17 protein-coding genes are annotated in these 14942 nt (G+C 49.0%); 4 read left to right on the plus strand and 13 right to left on the minus strand.

Annotated features, from left to right (window positions below):
• Positions 1-302 precede the first annotated feature (302 nt).
• The 6 genes from B3M90_RS02995 to B3M90_RS03020 all read right to left on the minus strand — a co-directional run bounded on the left by B3M90_RS02995 (position 303) and on the right by B3M90_RS03020 (position 5411).
• The gene (locus tag B3M90_RS02995; protein WP_251137838.1) at positions 303-788 is read right to left on the minus strand and encodes a YusW family protein; all 486 of its coding nucleotides are present in this window, start codon (positions 786-788) and stop codon (positions 303-305) included.
• The gene (locus B3M90_RS03000; RefSeq protein ID WP_290782517.1) at positions 785-1402 is read right to left on the minus strand and encodes a flavodoxin family protein; all 618 of its coding nucleotides are present in this window, start codon (positions 1400-1402) and stop codon (positions 785-787) included. Before B3M90_RS03000 ends, B3M90_RS02995 begins: the two co-directional genes overlap by 4 nt.
• Before the next feature lie 107 nt (positions 1403-1509).
• On the minus strand, positions 1510-3168 hold the full coding sequence (locus B3M90_RS03005; protein WP_290782519.1) for an FAD-dependent oxidoreductase: 1659 nt from the start codon (positions 3166-3168) through the stop codon (positions 1510-1512).
• A gap of 15 nt (positions 3169-3183) precedes the next feature.
• Positions 3184-4479 carry an arsenic transporter gene (locus B3M90_RS03010; protein ID WP_290782521.1) on the minus strand — a complete coding sequence of 432 codons (1296 nt, stop codon included), beginning with the start codon at positions 4477-4479 and terminating at the stop codon, positions 3184-3186.
• Positions 4480-4528: 49 nt separating this feature from the next.
• Entirely contained in the window at positions 4529-4852 is a 324-nt protein-coding gene (locus B3M90_RS03015) for an ArsR/SmtB family transcription factor (protein WP_214853643.1), read from the minus strand.
• 79 nt (positions 4853-4931) lie between these two features.
• Entirely contained in the window at positions 4932-5411 is a 480-nt protein-coding gene (locus tag B3M90_RS03020) for a GNAT family N-acetyltransferase (RefSeq protein ID WP_214853640.1), read from the minus strand.
• A gap of 111 nt (positions 5412-5522) precedes the next feature.
• Here B3M90_RS03020 and B3M90_RS03025 point away from each other — a divergent pair, with 111 nt between their 5' ends.
• The gene (locus B3M90_RS03025; RefSeq protein ID WP_214853637.1) at positions 5523-5969 is read left to right on the plus strand and encodes a MarR family winged helix-turn-helix transcriptional regulator; all 447 of its coding nucleotides are present in this window, start codon (positions 5523-5525) and stop codon (positions 5967-5969) included.
• Between the two features lie 36 nt (positions 5970-6005).
• Positions 6006-7274, plus strand: a complete 1269-nt coding sequence (locus tag B3M90_RS03030; RefSeq protein WP_290782523.1) for an NAD(P)-binding domain-containing protein — start codon at positions 6006-6008, stop codon at positions 7272-7274.
• 20 nt (positions 7275-7294) lie between these two features.
• Here B3M90_RS03030 and B3M90_RS03035 read toward each other — a convergent pair whose 3' ends face one another.
• Positions 7295-7735: a VOC family protein gene (locus tag B3M90_RS03035; protein ID WP_214853631.1), complete on the minus strand. Its 441-nt coding sequence runs from the start codon at positions 7733-7735 to the stop codon at positions 7295-7297.
• A gap of 303 nt (positions 7736-8038) precedes the next feature.
• On the minus strand, positions 8039-8461 hold the full coding sequence (locus tag B3M90_RS03040; RefSeq protein ID WP_290782525.1) for a hypothetical protein: 423 nt from the start codon (positions 8459-8461) through the stop codon (positions 8039-8041).
• 81 nt (positions 8462-8542) lie between these two features.
• Here B3M90_RS03040 and B3M90_RS03045 point away from each other — a divergent pair, with 81 nt between their 5' ends.
• Positions 8543-9046, plus strand: a complete 504-nt coding sequence (locus tag B3M90_RS03045; protein WP_290782527.1) for a DNA topology modulation protein — start codon at positions 8543-8545, stop codon at positions 9044-9046.
• Positions 9047-9188: 142 nt separating this feature from the next.
• Here B3M90_RS03045 and B3M90_RS03050 read toward each other — a convergent pair whose 3' ends face one another.
• Positions 9189-10895 (minus strand): methyl-accepting chemotaxis protein, encoded by a 1707-nt coding sequence (locus B3M90_RS03050; RefSeq protein WP_290782529.1) that lies wholly within the window; start codon positions 10893-10895, stop codon positions 9189-9191.
• 161 nt (positions 10896-11056) lie between these two features.
• Here B3M90_RS03050 and B3M90_RS03055 point away from each other — a divergent pair, with 161 nt between their 5' ends.
• Positions 11057-12109, plus strand: coding sequence for a C45 family autoproteolytic acyltransferase/hydolase (locus B3M90_RS03055; RefSeq protein WP_214853620.1), 1053 nt, complete (start codon positions 11057-11059; stop codon positions 12107-12109).
• A gap of 39 nt (positions 12110-12148) precedes the next feature.
• Here B3M90_RS03055 and B3M90_RS03060 read toward each other — a convergent pair whose 3' ends face one another.
• The 4 genes from B3M90_RS03060 to B3M90_RS03075 form a co-directional block, all read right to left on the minus strand.
• A complete protein-coding gene (locus B3M90_RS03060; RefSeq protein ID WP_290754659.1) occupies positions 12149-12625 on the minus strand; it encodes a GNAT family N-acetyltransferase in 477 nt (158 codons plus the stop codon).
• Positions 12607-13185, minus strand: a complete 579-nt coding sequence (locus tag B3M90_RS03065; protein ID WP_290782531.1) for a GNAT family N-acetyltransferase — start codon at positions 13183-13185, stop codon at positions 12607-12609. The genes B3M90_RS03060 and B3M90_RS03065 overlap by 19 nt, the downstream gene beginning before the upstream one ends.
• A 34-nt stretch (positions 13186-13219) precedes the next feature.
• Complete coding sequence (locus tag B3M90_RS03070) at positions 13220-13708, minus strand: GNAT family N-acetyltransferase (RefSeq protein ID WP_214853615.1); 489 nt, start codon at positions 13706-13708, stop codon at positions 13220-13222.
• Between the two features lie 119 nt (positions 13709-13827).
• A complete protein-coding gene (locus B3M90_RS03075) occupies positions 13828-14733 on the minus strand; it encodes a methyl-accepting chemotaxis protein (protein ID WP_290782533.1) in 906 nt (301 codons plus the stop codon).
• Between the last annotated feature and the right edge of the window lie 209 nt (positions 14734-14942).

The raw sequence follows: 14942 nt of genomic DNA on the forward strand, positions 1-14942 counted from the left end.
GAGCACTCAGTGCGGCTGCCCTTGCGACAAATAGTTTATTTCAAACGATTTAATGGGGGCTGACTCAAAAAAAGAATGACGCGTCTTTTCACGCCCTTTCCTCAGGCGAGACACAAGCCAGTTTTTCTGCTTCATTCAAGCAGGAAAGCGGGTCTTGTTCGTCTCTGACAGCGCATAATGCGCTTTTTCCTGTAGGAGTGGCGTGTGACGCGTCATTCTTTTTGTTAAAAGATAAGGGTGGCAGAATGATGATCTGCCACCCTTATCTTTGTAGAGGACGACATGTGAGTCAGCCCCATCGTTTATTTTTTATATTCTTTTTCTGTTCCGTCCGAGAAGTCGATCTCCACCTCGAGGCGGGACGCATCTTGAATCGCAAATACACGCTCCACTTCCGCGATGACATCTTTCTCAGATGTATCCGCATCTACTTTTAAGTTCTTGAACTTCGCGTCGAGTTCCGTCATCGCCGCGTCCCCGCGTTTGTTTTCATCTTTATACTGGTATTCGGCTTCCGTGCCGTCATTCTCTCGGTCATAGCTGATGTCGATTGCGTCCATATCCCCGTTGACGTCCGCTTCAATCGATAAACTGGTGAATCCATAATCCGTATCTGCATTTTTCGTGACCGCATCCTTATCTTTCATCGTATTGTCGGTCGTATTCGAATTTGTGGATCCGTCCTCGACCTTGTCCGTCGCCGTTTCGTCGTTCCCACATCCTGCTACCATTAGACTCATCGCAAATAAGGTCGCAACACCGTATCCTGTAACATATCCTCTCTTCATTCCATCACATTCCCTTCTGCTGGAATCGGGTGCGCTTTCAATAGCCGAGCAAGATGCAAAAGATTCGCAGCTAAAAACTGGGCATGCCGTTTCGTGAAGTCATTGTCACGTCCGGCTTCGATGTAAGACGGTCCAGGTCCCGCTTCACCGACCCAGTACGCATCGACATTGGGGGGAATCGTGAATCCGATGTGCGACAGACCGTATAAAATCGACGCGGACGCGTGTTTCGCCCCATCCTCGTTGCCGGTGACGATGACACCACCGACCTTGTTATAATAGATGGCTTGTCCAACGTCGTTCGTCAAGCCACTTCCCCCGTATAACCGTTCGATGACTTGTGTCGCGACACTACTTTTTTCACCGAGCCACAGCGGTGTCCCGATGACGACGATATCTGCTTGTTTGACTTTGTCGAAGAGTGCCGGCCACTCGTCGCTGTTTCCTTCATCTTCCGTCACACCGAATGCGACTTGATGATCGACGACTCGAACGATTTCTGAATCGACGTCCTCATGCTCCCAGTACGCGATCACGTCACGAATCAACGCTTCCGTATTCGATGGTTCTTGTGATGCTTTTAAAGTACAGTTCAAAAATAAAGCGCGTACCATCCATTCATCCTCCCCTATTGAATTGACATGTTCCTCTTCCTTAATCCTTTCCTGATTCCGATCTTAAGTAAACAAAAAAGCCTCCGCCTTCGCGAAGACTTTCCTCGTCAGAGACAAGACTTGATGTGTTGATAGTTTTGATTGCCACCGGATAAGTTACAGACGTCCCTGAACCCGAGATTCTTCAAGACGTTCTGTGCCGCGTTTCCTGTGACACCTTTATTGCAGTAAACGATCGTCGGTACCGTCGGATCAAGTTCCTGCGCCCGCTCACGTAACTCACCGAGCGGAATATGGATTGCCCCGTCGACATGACTCTTCTCGAACTGAGCGCGTGACCGCGTATCGATGATTCGGAAGACATTGCCCGCAGCGACCTCTTCCATCAAAGCATTCGGTGTTTTCAGACGGGCCGTTCGTTTGATCGCGTTATCGAGGGCCATCCCGGTGTAAAGAATGGGGTCCTTCGTCGTCGAGAATGGCGGCGCATAGGCCAGATCAAGATGGAATAAGTCTTCCGCTTTTGCTTTGAAGCTGATTGCGGTCGCAAGGACATCAATCCGTTTATCGACCCCTTGCGGACCAACGATTTGGGCACCGAGGACACGACCATCGTTCCGATCTGCGATCGCCTTGATGACCATTTCTTTCCCGCCGAGATATTCCGGACGATCCGGCTTGATGTTGTGTAACACTTCGATATCATACCCGGCGTCGCGGGCTTCTTTTTCAGTCAATCCGGTCTGTGCGACCGTCAAATCGAATGCTTTAAAAATTCCCGTTCCAAGGATTCCCCGGTGTTCAATCGCTTCACCAGTGATGACCATCCCAGCGATTCGTCCCATCTTGTTCGCCGTCGAACCAAGCGGGCGGTAAAGGGGTTGACCGGTGATGACCGAAAAGCTCTCGGCGACATCACCGACCGCATAAACGTCCTCGATGTTCGTTTGCATCTGTCGATTGACGGCGATCGCACCGGTCTGTCCAATCGTCACGCCGATCTCTTGTGCGAGTTGCGTGTTTGGTTTGACACCGACTGACAGGATGACGAGATCCGTCTCGATCGTCTCGCCACTCGCAAGAACGACCGCACGAGCCGTTTTCTCCCCTTCGAACGAAGCGACGGACTCACCGAGTCGCAAGATGACGCCGTTCGCTTCGAGATGGTCACTAACGCGTTTTGCCATATCAACGTCTAGCGGTGGCATGACTTGCGCCAATCGTTCGACGAGCGTCACTTCGATTCCGCGATACGTCAACTGCTCCGCCATCTCGAGTCCAATGAATCCGCCCCCGACGATGACAGCACGTTTTGGCGCATGCACGTCGACGTAACGACGAATCGCTTCCGCATTGCGGATGTTACGGACCGGGAAGACGTTTTCGAGATCGACGCCCGGTAGCGGCGGAATGATGCTAGAGGCACCAGTCGCGAAAACGAGCGTATCGTACGTATCCGTGAATGTCTCATCCGTATCCAGATGACGGATCGTTGCTGTCTTCGTCTCATGATCGATCGCTTCGACGTTATGACGCGTCTTGACGTCGATGTTGTAACGTTTCTTGAAGAACGCCGCATCGCGTGGCGTCAATTCATCGAGCTCAGCGATCTCACCACCGACGAAATAGGGAATGCCACAACCGGAATAGGAGATGTCCTCGTCCCGGTCGTAGATCGTGATCTCTAAGTCTTCACTATTGCGGCGTGCCTTCGCCCCGACCGATGTGCCGGCAGCGACCGAACCGATGATAAGTAGTTTTGTCATAGAAACGTCCTCCTTTTAATAGAGCAGTAAGCTGATATAGAGCCCGAGCAACGCGATGGCGAGCGTCGGAATCGTCAAGACGGTACCGATTTTGAAATATTGTCCCCACCCAATCCGGACTCCTTTCGAGCGCAAGACATGGAGCCACAATAATGTCGCGAGACTGCCGATCGGCGTGATTTTTGGACCGAGATCGCTACCAATGACATTCGCGTAGATTAAGGCGTCACGAATCGCTCCCGTGGTTGCTGTATGCTCGATTGACAAAGCATTGATCATGACAGTCGGCATATTGTTCATGACTGAGGACAACAGAGCGGCAAGGAATCCCATCCCGAACGTCGCCGATGCGAGGTTCGTCGCCATCCACTCGATTAACTCTGCGAGGACTTGCGTCAGTCCGGCATTACGTAGACCGTAGACGACGATATACATACCAAGGGAGAAGAAAACGATCGCCCACGGTGCACCGGCAAGGACCTTTTTCGTCGGAACACTCGGTGATTTTTGCGCCAGGAATAAGAAAAAGACAGCGATGATGCCAGCAACGAGACTGACCGGAATGCCAATCGCATCACTCGTAAAGTATCCGACGAGCAACAAGCCAAGGACGATCCATGAAGCACGGAACATCCGCATATCGCGAATCGCAGACGTCGGATTCGCCAAATCCTCGACGGCATAGACTTTCGGGATCTGCTTCTTGAAATAGAAGTACAAGACAAGCAGACTACCAGCGACCGAAAAGACGTTGACGAAGACCATCCGTGCCGCATACTCTGTAAAACCGATGTGAAAGAAGTCCGCCGAGACGATGTTGACGAGGTTCGAGATGACGAACGGAAGACTTGCCGTGTCGGCGATAAAGCCGGAGGCGAAGACATATGCCAGGACGACCGCATCCGGTAACTTCAAATGACGGACCATCGCGAGGACGATCGGTGTCAGAATCAAGGCAGCCCCATCATTCGCGAACAAGGCCGAGACAAGGGCACCGAGTAACGTCATGTAGATGAAGAGTTTCAGACCGCCACCGCGGGCGATCCGGGCCATATGTAATGCGGCCCATTCAAAGAAGCCGATCTCATCTAAGATCAATGAGATGACGATCAAGGCGATGAAGGTGAACGTCGCGTTCCAGATGATCCCCCAGACGGTCGCGACGTCTCCCAGTTCGACGACGCCCGTAAAAAGTGCGACAATCGCCATTCCGATCGCTGAGTATCCGATACCTAGCCCTTTCGGTTGTTTGATGATCAAAAATAAGGTGATCAGAAATATTCCGATCGCAAGCCATTGTGATGCTGTCAATTAATTCACTTCATTTCTTCATTTGATAGCAGTCGTATGAGGACTGCGATTAACACGTTATTGTATTAGGAACGTCTGCTACGCCCACTTGTTCGAGGATTCGTCGCAACAGGTCATGCTGCCCATGCTCTGAATTTAGTCGAAAGTAGTTCCATTGGCGCTCCCGTCTTTCCAAGATGACACCAGCTGACCGAAGTAGTTTGAGATGACGACTGACTGCCGGTTGTGAGATGCCAAACAAATCAACGAAGTCACAGACACAATGCTCTCGCACCGCAAGACGTCGGATGATTTCAAGTCGGGTCGGATCTGAGAGCAACTTCAGAAACTGACTGACTTCTATGGTCGAATGATCGGCGGTGATGGATGACATATCGGTTTCCCCTCTTTCTCGATTTCGTTCGATGACATAACCATATTATTATATAACATGATAGTTATGCAATGTCCTTTCACCGTAAATCGTTTCGTCGTTCCAACAACAACACATCGCGCCATACTCCATGATGTCTTGCAATCGCACGCCGTCGACCGACAAGTTCGAATCCGAGTCGCTCATGCAAGCGTCTGCTTGCCTCGTTTTCAGGAAACAGTTGAGACTGAAGCGTCCAGATGCCTTGAGTGTCCGCAAAATGAACCATCGTCTCTAACAAAAGTCGACCACCGCCTTTACCACGGACGGAGCGTTCTACATAGATACTGACTTCTCGAATCCCACTGTAAACAGTTCGTTCAGATATCCGACTCAACTTTCCCCAACCGACAATAGAGTCTTCCTTTATCAATACGAATCGTTCACATTGGGTGATCGCATTCCAAAATGCATCCGAATCAATCGTCATCTCGAATGTCGCATTTCGATCTTCAATCCCTTGACGATAAATCTCAATCACTTGAAGACGATCCTCTTCTTTCATCCATCGAACGTACATCCAAAATCCTCCTTTTCGTCTGATTAATTAAATCATCATCTATTTACTTGCAAAATGCAAATATTTATCGTATAACTGACTCATCAACGATATTTTGAAAGGAGACTTTACATGACTGAGACACGTGAGTTGTTTCAAACGTTCACCCGCCGCTTTGGTTTGCTTAACAAGAATTGCTGCGCCTTTCTGGATGAAGATATTTCACTTGTCCAAAGCCATTTATTATATCAAGTCGCGAAACACCCAGATTCCTCGATGCAAGAAATTGCTGACCAACTCGCTCTTGATATCACTACATTCAGCCGACAAGTACAAACATTGATTAAACGAGACCTACTAGTAAAGCGTCCCGCGATCAACGATCGGCGAATTCACCTACTTCGCCTGTCCGAAAAAGGATTGCGTGTTGCTCAAGCCATCGACGAAGAGATGAACACGTATCTGGATGCCATCTTCTCATCAATGACTTCCTTCGAAAAAGCACATGTCCTCCAGGCAATCGACTTGCTTAATACGAAGATGGGCGAGAGTGACGTCTGTTGTAAACCATGTCTCTAATACTTGCAATTTACAAACAAAAAGGAGGTTTTATTCATGCCATACGGTTCTTCCCACCCAATCGTCATCATCGGTGCCGGACCGATCGGTCTTGCAGCTGCAGCTCAACTTGTAGTGGAAGGTCAATCGTTTTTATTATTTGAGAGAGGTCCTTCGATTGCGCATCAGGTCAAACAATGGGAACACGTTCGGATGTTTTCAACATGGCAATACAATATCAGTGATGCAGCACGTCATTTGCTCGAGTTGACGGACTGGAGCGCCCCAACGGACGATGCTGTGCCGACCGGTACTGAATTTATCAATCAATATCTTGCCCCACTTGCTGCTTTACCGGAAATTGCTCCTTTCCTACATTTCCAACATGAGATTCTCTCGATCTCACGGGCAGGTCTAGACAAGATGACGAATGCCTCACGCGAAGTGACGCCGTTTGAATTAGTCATGGACACGCCGAATGGACGTAAACATATTCTCGCTCGCGCGGTCATCGATGCATCTGGCGTCCTCCGGCGACCAAACCCTGCAATCAGTTCTGGTCATCGAGTCGAAATCGAGCAGAACTTACCTGTCCGGTATTCGATCGTAGATGGGAAACGTGATACTGTTGTTTTCGCGAATCAATCCGTCGCTGTCATCGGTAGCGGGCACTCGGCTTTGAACTCGCTCCTTGAACTCGTTTCCATTAAAGCGCACCACCCTGAAACGGAGATTCATTGGATCCTTCGCAAATCGGACCCCGTTCAAGCTTACGGCGGCGAAGATAAGGATGCACTGGAAGGTCGCAGGGCACTCGGTTCACGTATCCGTCAGCTCGTTGAAGGAGATCAGATTAGGATTCACTCCAACTTCAAGACCCAATCCATTGAATCGAAAGGAAAGTCGTTTGACATCACTGCTCAAGATGGTCGATCCCTCCATCATATCGATCAGCTGATCGTCAACGCAGGAAGTCGACCCGACTTTTCGTTCCTCGAGGAAGTACGGCTTGATATCGATCCTGTCACCGAGAGTAGTCGAGTACTTGCTCCTCTGATTGATCCGAACTTTCATAGTTGCGGAACTGTCCGTCCACATGGGGAAGCGGAGTTACGTCATCCTGATCACGGACTTTATCTGGTCGGTGCGAAGAGTTACGGTCGTGCTCCGACCTTCCTGCTTGCTACCGGTTATGAACAAGTTCGATCAATCGTTGCTTTTCTTGTCGGAGATGAGGCACGTGCCAAGCAGGTCAATTTATCATTACCAGAGACGGGTGTGTGCAACGTTTCTCTGCCACAATCATCGACTTCCTGTTGCTCTTAAAAATATTCATCGGACCAGTCTTAGACAGGTCCGATTTTTTCTGCTAGCTCTATGATCACACCTTCTGGTCCTCTTATGTAACATAGGCTATACTCATTTTCGTAATTCGCGACGTCCCCAATCGGTTGATATCCATGATTCGCTAACCGTTTGAGGAGTGTATCGAGTCCTGTCACTTCAAAACAGAGATGACGCAATCCACTGGAATAAACGGTCTGGACGACAGTGGACGTCTCAACTGGTCGTTTGAACCGAACCAGTTCGAGCCAGATTGCTTCACCCGGTAACCCAAGAGCAACACATTCCGTCTTTGCCCCGTCTAGATTCAACAAACGTTCGAGCAACTTCCCTTCCATTTCCCATCGTCCACGTACTTCGAGCCCGCAAAGCGAAAAAAAGTGAATCGCTTCTTCTAGGTTCACGACGTTCAGACTGATATGATCCGTTCGTTTAATTGGCATCCGTCATTCCCCCTCAAGTGTGTCAGAATGTTGTCAAACCGTTGCTAGAAAGCACATCTAGAGCGTTTCGACGTGGTGTCTGCAGTTTGTATCGTCATTAAAATATAAGTATGAAAGATTGTGTCCACTTACGAAAAGGAGTCGAAATAACATGGAAGACGTCAACCTTCTCGTCCTTGCGACCTAGAACATATTTTGGGTCAGATTCGGTCTGATTACCTTCTCTGCCGTCAAAACGATGTCCGCAACGAAAAAATTGAAATCCACTTAATCAAAAGACCAGATGTTTTGAGCATCCGGTCTTTATTTGAATTCATACTGTAAATCCTGTGGAAATCCTCCGTTTTTAAAGATAAAACTTGACAACCTAATCCGGTTCCCTTCCATATCTAGAAAATAAGTTACGTTAGGTTCATTTGCAAATTCGACTTCGATTGAAGCCGGATTCGCCGAAGACTCATACGAAAATTTTTGTGTTTTTATATTGTAGACTTCATCAGGGAATCGACGTGCTAGTTCCACCTTAAGCAATTTCTCATTCTCAGCAATCTGTTGATTGACGAGCGTCGGTCGGATGTACCAAAAGGAACTGCACCCGATTGCCACCAAACCAAGTAAAATTAAGCCATATCGCTTCCACCGCTGCGGCAGGAATATCACGCCGCAGCTGATTACGAGTAGTGTAAAAACGATCGTCATCCCTTCGATTATGAAATTTGGTACCATCTCATTCACTCCTTTCGTTCTATCCTCGACTAGAAAACCGTGATATGATCAATTCCTATGACAAAAAATAGAAGGTCTATGATGCGAAAAATCATCCTGATTGGTTCTGGTGGGTCCGGTAAATCGACGCTTGCCCGCGAGATGGGCAAAAAACTAAGTTATCCCGTTGATCACCTCGACAGCTTATTGTGGCGTCCGAACTGGGAGGCGGTTTCGCGTGAGGAACAACGCCAGATTCAACAAACACTCATATCGCGTGATACATGGATCATCGACGGTAATTACGGTGGAACGCTTGACTTACGAATCGATGCCGCTGATACGGTCATCTTCCTTGATCTGCCGCGGACGCTTTGTCTGTACCGTGCGCTGAAACGGACCTTGCGCTATCGTAAGACCGGCCGACCGGATATGGCGGCAGGCTGTCCCGAGAAACTGTCGCTTGATTTTCTGAAATGGATTTGGCGGTTTCCGATCGATAAGCGACCGAGTATCCTTTCAACGGTTAAAGCGACGTCCGATAAACAAATCGTTCATTTGCGGTCCCGCCGCGCTGTCAAACAGTTTCTTCAATCACTTTCATAACATCCGTCCATCTGTTACCTTTCGTCATCCTTAGTGATGTACATACGACGAAACAAATTTACTCTCCTGCCCGTTTTCCAGTCATTACCACAAATAAAAAAACGACCATGACGGTTACCCCTCATGGTCGTAGTGCAATATCTTACACGCTGAATCTGCCTGTGACTTGTTTTAAATCATCCGCCATCGTCGCGAGCGATTGCGATGCAGACGAAATTTCTTCCATAGACGCCATCTGCTCCTCGGTCGAAGCGGAGATGTTTTGTGTCCCAGCAGCGGTTCCTTCCGTCACCGCTTGAATCGTCCGCATGACAGAAGCAATCTGCTCACTCGCTGCTGCCATTTCCTGCACGGCACCGGACACTTCTTCGACCTGCCCTGTCACGTCGGTGATCGCTGTCTCGATTTCCGAGAAGGATGTCCCCGCCTGATCGACGACGGCAATCCCGCTCGTCATCTCGGTTGAGACTTTCTCCATCGAGGCGACCGACGCCTCCGTCTCTTGCTGAATGATCCGAATCAACGACTCGATTTGTTTTGCCGAGACCGCCGATTGTTCAGCAAGCGTTTTGACTTCCGCTGCGACGACGGCAAATCCGCGTCCTTGTTCGCCGGCTCGTGCCGCCTCGATTGCGGCGTTTAACGCGAGGAGATTCGTCTGCGCCGCGACACCTTTGATCGAATCCGTGATTTGACCAATTTCCTGTGATCGGTTGCCTAGACCATCGATGACTTGGCTGAGTTGCGAGACGTCTTCTTGAATGCGTCCCATCTGTGTCCCAAGTGTACCGACGACCTTTCCACCGTGGGCAACTTTTTCCATCGCCTCTGTCGTCCGTTGCGTCATCTGTTGCGCATTACCGGCGACGTAACGGACGGACGTCGTCAATTCTTCGATCGTCCGTGAAGCATCGGACACTTGATGCAGCTGTTGACTTGCGCCGCTTGCCATCTCTTCCATCGTCACAGCGACCATCTCTGTTGCTTTCGTCGTTGATTCCGCATTGACGCTCAGTTCATCCGACGCAACAGCGACGCGGTCTGCCGTTCCCGTCAGTTCAAGGACGACTTGTTGTTGTGAGGCGATCATTTCATTGAACGATGTCGTCAATTGACCGAGTTCGTCTTTCGAATCGTAATGACCTCGGACGGTCAAGTCACCCTTACCTGATTGATCCATCCAGCCTTGCAGTTGACGAATTGGACGCGTGATGAGACGTGTGATGTATAAGGCAAGTCCTGCAAACAAGAGGACCGTGAGTAAAAAGATACCGAGCATTATGTAAAAGGCGGTCTCTTTTTCCGCTTGTTTCTGGGCGTCAAGCGTCTTCGCTTGTTTCGTCATCGAAGCCATCAATGACTTTGCTGAGTTTGCGACGTTATCACGAACTTGTTCCAGACCATCGGAATACGCCGTGTAGGCTTCCTCTGTCTCGTTGCGCGTCGCCGCATCTTGAACGAGCGTCATCGAGTTGTCGTAAGCGAGGACATTATCCTTCAACTCCTCGAGTTGTTTCTTTTCTCGCGCATCGAATTGCCCCGTTTTTTCAATCTTCGTGACCGACGACCGAATCTGAGCCTGACGTGTATCGATATCAGCTTGAAGTTCTGTGATGCGTTCCTCATTCTTCGTTAGGATCATCTCGACTAAAAAGGAATCAAGAGCCCGTGTATCGATCCGAATCTGTGCTACTTCTTGGATCGGAATCAAGTTCTCCTGATACATCGCTCGGGAAGCGCTGGACATCTGATTCAAGAAATAGAGTCCTGCTCCCGCAATTAGTAGCATCGCAACGACGGCTGTTGCGATCAAAGCTTGTATCTTCCGTCTGACTGACATGTGTTTCATTCCATCCCCTCCCGCTTTTGTTATCGGTTCAGGATTGAAAAAGTTGACTGTTTTTTCAATATTCCCATATTTTGATGTGCTCCAATAAAGTCCTTCTATACGACTTTCGGTCATCCATTCGATATAATCAGCGTACAGCAGTTGAAGAAAGGGTGAGTCCTATGCAACGTGTAGCCAATGAAATCACACAATTCCGCGGCAGTCACTATGACTTCGGTCGCGAACAAGGGCGTTACGTTAAACGAAATCAGTTACTCCATAACCGCGAGGACAACTGGAAAATCCGTGTCCCCCGCTTTCAAGTCGATCCGGTCGAGACAAAGGAGATGTTTCTTCGGTATGCCCCGCATATTTGGGACGAGTTGCTCGGACTGCAAGACGAACTCAAACTATCATTGCCAGACACATTACTCCATTTCGGACATTACCGGGTCGAAGGACCGAAAAGCGGTTGTTCAATCATGACCGGTGATAATTTCCTCGTTCGAAACTATGACTATCATCCGATGACATATGACGGACGATTTTCCGTCTTTCAACCGAACGATGGCGGTTCAGCGATCATCGGTCCGGCATCTCGGGTGACCGGTCGAATGGACGGGATGAACGAACATGGTCTTGCGATGGGTTATAACTTCATCAATCGTCGGCGGCCGGGAGATGGATTCGTCAGCTTCATGATCGGACGGATCATCCTCGAGATGTGTACGTCGGTCGACGATGCGATCTCACTCGTCAAAGAGATTCCACATCGCGGATCGTTCACGTACGTCGTCCACGATAAATCCGCGCGTTCGTTCGTGATCGAGGCGACGGCGCGAGACGTCCAAGTGCGGGAATCGAATCTATGTACGAACCATTTTGATTTGCTACAACACGAGAACCGCTATCATCTCGATGACTCGAAACGTCGAATGATGGAGCTGAAGACTCATCAACATATGATTCAAGATGCAGAGTCTGCTTTTCGACTCCTGAATGATACCGATAAAGGCGTCTTCGCTGATTTATATGCGCAGTGGGCAGGAACGATCCATACGTCTGCCTACTTCCCGGAAGAGTTAAAGGTATGGTTCGCGCTCGGTGGTGATCAAGAACCGGTCACGTTCGACTTTGCTGACTGGCTCGCCGGCAATGACTTCACAGCAAGTGAAATCACAGGAGAACTTGAGACGAACATCCAGTTCGCGAATACACTTCAGACATGGCGTTAAACGAAAAAGATGTCTCCTGCTTGCGCAAGAGGCATCTTTTTACTCGGAATCGTCTAGTCGTTTCGACATATAATAATCCGTTTTCTCATACCCGAGCGAGTCATACACATGAATCGCCCGTTCGTTATGCGCGAAGACGTGTAACGAAATCTTTTTGACGTTCATTCGTTTTAACATCACTTCCAGTAATCGGAGTGCTTCTTTGCCGTACCCTTGGTTTTGTTTATCGGACGTAATCTTGACATCGAAGATGAAAGCGGAACGTCCGCGTGATTCTTCTTTTACGTGAACCCAGACCATTCCGATGTCGCTGTCTGTCTCGTCACGAAACGTAAACAAATAATGATTCTTCGTTTTCAGACCTTCAGGCAACAACTTCGCGAACTCTTCTGTCGACTTATCATGCGCCTCGTTCTCTGACCACGTACCGGCGCGACACTTCTCTGCCGCATACCCCTCGATTGCCACGGGTAGATACACCTCATAGGTCGCTTGTTTCATTGGCTCGATGCGCATGCTGCCACCTCCTGCGTTTTCGTCCAGTCCCGTCGTAACATCGCATAGACCTGGATGTCGTGATACGTCCCGTATAATTTCTCGGCGTCTCGTAAGACGCCTTCTTCCGTGAAGCCGAGTCGTTCCGGGATTCGTCTGCTCCGGACGTTTCCCGTCGCACACTCGATGACGACGCGGTTCAAGCCGAGCGTCTCGAAACAATAATGCGTTACGAACCGGACGACGTCCGTCATGACACCTTTTCCGAGTCCCTTTTCTCCTAAGTAATAGCCGATCGACGTTTGTCCGAGGTGCCGATCGATTGCATGCAAACCGATCGTTCCGACGAGCTCCTCCTGAAGATAGATGCCACACGTAAACCCGTTACCATCGGCAAACTGTTGCAACCATGCTGGGATGACTACTTCCTGATATGTAATGGCATCTGTTGTACCATCAACCCAACCGAGCCATTCGCGAAGATGTGCGCGATTGGCATCGACAAGGGCGAATAATTCTTCCGCATGGTGCCGTTCGAACAATTGAAGCGATACGTGATCGGACACTTGTAACCTGAACATGACCTCTCCCCTTTCTAGTAACTGTTGTTTGACGTCACGACGTCGTTTCCCTGCTAGACGTCACGTTCCATTCCATCCGTCTTGAGCGGACAGACATTCCGAGTGCCTCGTAAAAGGCGATCGCTTCTTGATTGGCGTCATCGACGCCGAGTTCGATCCGGTCGCAACCAATTGTTTCCGCATGCGCGTAAGCGGCTTGCATCAATCGCTTGCCTACTCCCTGCTTCTGATGCGTATCCGCAACGACGAGACTGATGACCCGTAAGTAATGTTTATCAAAGACGAAGCCGCTCCCTTCGATGATATCTTCCTTTAAGACGATCACACCGGCAAGTCCTTTGTATTCCGCGACGAGGATTTCGAAATCTGATCGGTCGAGTTGCGACAAAAATAAGTCTTCCGAAACCGGCATCTCGTGCGGACGGTAGTGATCAGGGCGTAAAGCTACATGCTGCTCATGAATTTGTTGGAATAGCGGAATCAACGCCTGAAAATCGTCAGGGCGGGCGGTTCGAATGTTCATTAGAAAATCGCTCCCTTTTCGTTTTGTAGTATATTAACATATTATTCCAAAGAACGGGTGGACTTTCAAAAATAAAACGGCATTCCAGTCGACCGGAATGCCGTGTATCATCTATAACGTTATATCACTTGTGTAAAGTCCCGCGCCGTCTCCGTCAACGTGGATGCCGCACTCTGCACGTCATGGAAACGATCGACTGTTTCTGCGACGACGGTGACGCTTGCTTGTGCATCATTCGTTGCTTGCATCATCGCACGGGCAATCCGCTGCAGTTCATCGTTCATGCGTTGCGTCGTCTGGCGGACATCGACGACAGCTTGTTCAACGAGTTTCGAGAGATTTCGGACTTCCGTCGCAACGACGTTAAATCCTTTTCCGTGTTCACCGGCTCGCGCTGCCTCGATCGATGCATTGAGTGACAAGAGATTCGTCTGTGAGGCGATCGTTTTGATCGTCTCGGTCACTTGGGTGATGTCTTGCGCTTGGCGCTGCAGTCGTTCAATCGTCAGATGATTATCGCGGGTCGTCTCGGCCATTTGCTCAATTGTTTGGCGTAACGCTTCGCTTTCTCGCTCGCCATGCGTCGACCGAGTATTCAAATCATTAGCAATCGTATCAAACGAAGTCGCAAACTTTTGAATCGTCTGCTGACGATCAGTAATATCAGAAGCGATCTTCAAGACACCTGTCACTTCCGTTCCATCATAAATCGGCATATAGGTAGCTTCTAGCCAAATCGACTGACCATGCGCATCGATTCGTTCAATTTTATCTGCCGTACTGAAACCACTGTAAAGCTTCTGCCAAAATGCCTGGTAACTGTCACTCATTGCAAATTCGGTTGTGCAAAAGAGATGGTGTTGCATCCCGATCATCTCTTCTCGTTTATATTTCATCGTCTTAGCGAATAAACCATTGACGTCGACGACACGACGTTGTCGGTCGAATCGAATCATTGCGACATTATCTCGCAGGGAGGCTAAAATATCTTGGGATCCTAGGTCGGTTGAAAGTTGGGTGGTCATGATTACAAGCTCCTCTCGCCATCTACCTCCCGTTACAGGCTATCCAATATATTACAAATCGGAATAGTATGAATTAAAGATATATGACTAAAATTTTTTCACTTCTTTTATTATTATCCAGAGAGAGTAAGAATGAAACATGATTTTCAGTGGATTTATTTCTTTCCTCTTATTTGTTGTCTATATTTCCCGCCCTGCTATACTTAAAT

Origin of the sequence: Exiguobacterium sp. UBA6309 (assembly GCF_002439205.1) — a bacterium.
GTDB lineage: Bacteria > Bacillota > Bacilli > Exiguobacteriales > Exiguobacteriaceae > Exiguobacterium_A.

Bases quoted from the DNA above. Each gene is read 5' to 3' on its own strand.
- B3M90_RS02995 (WP_251137838.1), bottom strand. From the start codon at position 788: ATGAAGAGAGGATATGTTACAGGATACGGTGTTGCGACCTTATTTGCG.
- B3M90_RS03055 (WP_214853620.1), top strand. From the start codon at position 11,057: ATGCAACGTGTAGCCAATGAAATCACACAATTCCGCGGCAGTCACTAT.
- B3M90_RS03000 (WP_290782517.1), bottom strand. From the start codon at position 1,402: ATGGTACGCGCTTTATTTTTGAACTGTACTTTAAAAGCATCACAAGAA.
- B3M90_RS03070 (WP_214853615.1), bottom strand. From the start codon at position 13,708: ATGAACATTCGAACCGCCCGCCCTGACGATTTTCAGGCGTTGATTCCG.
- B3M90_RS03015 (WP_214853643.1), bottom strand. From the start codon at position 4,852: ATGTCATCCATCACCGCCGATCATTCGACCATAGAAGTCAGTCAGTTT.
- B3M90_RS03020 (WP_214853640.1), bottom strand. From the start codon at position 5,411: ATGTACGTTCGATGGATGAAAGAAGAGGATCGTCTTCAAGTGATTGAG.
- B3M90_RS03040 (WP_290782525.1), bottom strand. From the start codon at position 8,461: ATGGTACCAAATTTCATAATCGAAGGGATGACGATCGTTTTTACACTA.
- B3M90_RS03050 (WP_290782529.1), bottom strand. From the start codon at position 10,895: ATGAAACACATGTCAGTCAGACGGAAGATACAAGCTTTGATCGCAACA.
- B3M90_RS03035 (WP_214853631.1), bottom strand. From the start codon at position 7,735: ATGCCAATTAAACGAACGGATCATATCAGTCTGAACGTCGTGAACCTA.
- B3M90_RS03030 (WP_290782523.1), top strand. From the start codon at position 6,006: ATGCCATACGGTTCTTCCCACCCAATCGTCATCATCGGTGCCGGACCG.
- B3M90_RS03045 (WP_290782527.1), top strand. From the start codon at position 8,543: ATGCGAAAAATCATCCTGATTGGTTCTGGTGGGTCCGGTAAATCGACG.
- B3M90_RS03005 (WP_290782519.1), bottom strand. From the start codon at position 3,168: ATGACAAAACTACTTATCATCGGTTCGGTCGCTGCCGGCACATCGGTC.
- B3M90_RS03075 (WP_290782533.1), bottom strand. From the start codon at position 14,733: ATGACCACCCAACTTTCAACCGACCTAGGATCCCAAGATATTTTAGCC.
- B3M90_RS03025 (WP_214853637.1), top strand. From the start codon at position 5,523: ATGACTGAGACACGTGAGTTGTTTCAAACGTTCACCCGCCGCTTTGGT.
- B3M90_RS03060 (WP_290754659.1), bottom strand. From the start codon at position 12,625: ATGCGCATCGAGCCAATGAAACAAGCGACCTATGAGGTGTATCTACCC.
- B3M90_RS03065 (WP_290782531.1), bottom strand. From the start codon at position 13,185: ATGTTCAGGTTACAAGTGTCCGATCACGTATCGCTTCAATTGTTCGAA.